General features: G+C 50.4%; 3 tRNA genes. All 3 read right to left on the reverse strand.

Going from position 1 to position 570, the window contains the following annotated elements:
• Positions 1–142 precede the first annotated feature (142 nt).
• Positions 143–217 (reverse strand) — tRNA-Gln (locus ABS784_RS16955).
• 114 nt (positions 218–331) lie between these two features.
• Positions 332–403: transfer RNA gene (locus ABS784_RS16960), tRNA-Glu, on the reverse strand.
• A gap of 10 nt (positions 404–413) precedes the next feature.
• Positions 414–489, reverse strand: a tRNA-Thr gene (locus tag ABS784_RS16965).
• Positions 490–570 lie beyond the last annotated feature (81 nt).

Consider the following 570-nt stretch of genomic DNA (forward strand, 5'->3'; position numbering starts at 1 on the left):
TTCGTTTCACTCTACCTGCCTCTTCCTCTCCCAGCTGTTTCACAGATGCCTAGTGCGTCGAGGCAACTCGAAGCAAATCCGAAGATGCAGCGCTCGTTGCTGAGCTAATGGCTCATGACCATTTTTATGTACAAAAAAATAATGGCTGGGCTAGCTGGATTCGAACCAGCGCATCACGGAGTCAAAGTCCGTTGCCTTACCGCTTGGCTATAGCCCAACGCGATGAGAAAGAAACGCTGTATTCAATTGCTATTATATCTCAGCAATCAGGGAAGTATACACTTTTCATTTCGGCCAATCATCCTTGAAAGGACGACTGGCCGAAATGGAGTGACCCGTACGGGATTCGAACCCGTGTTACCGCCGTGAAAGGGCGGTGTCTTAACCACTTGACCAACGGGCCGGAAAATAAATGGAGCTTCCAACCGGGCTCGAACCGGTGACCTCTTCCTTACCATGGAAGTGCTCTACCTACTGAGCTATGGAAGCGTAAAAATGGCTCCGCAAGTAGGATTCGAACCTACGACCTACCGGTTAACAGCCGGTTGCTCTACCGCTGAGCTATTGCGG

The sequence above is a fragment of the Geobacillus sp. G4 genome, from assembly GCF_040327975.1.
GTDB lineage: Bacteria > Bacillota > Bacilli > Bacillales > Anoxybacillaceae > Geobacillus > Geobacillus thermoleovorans.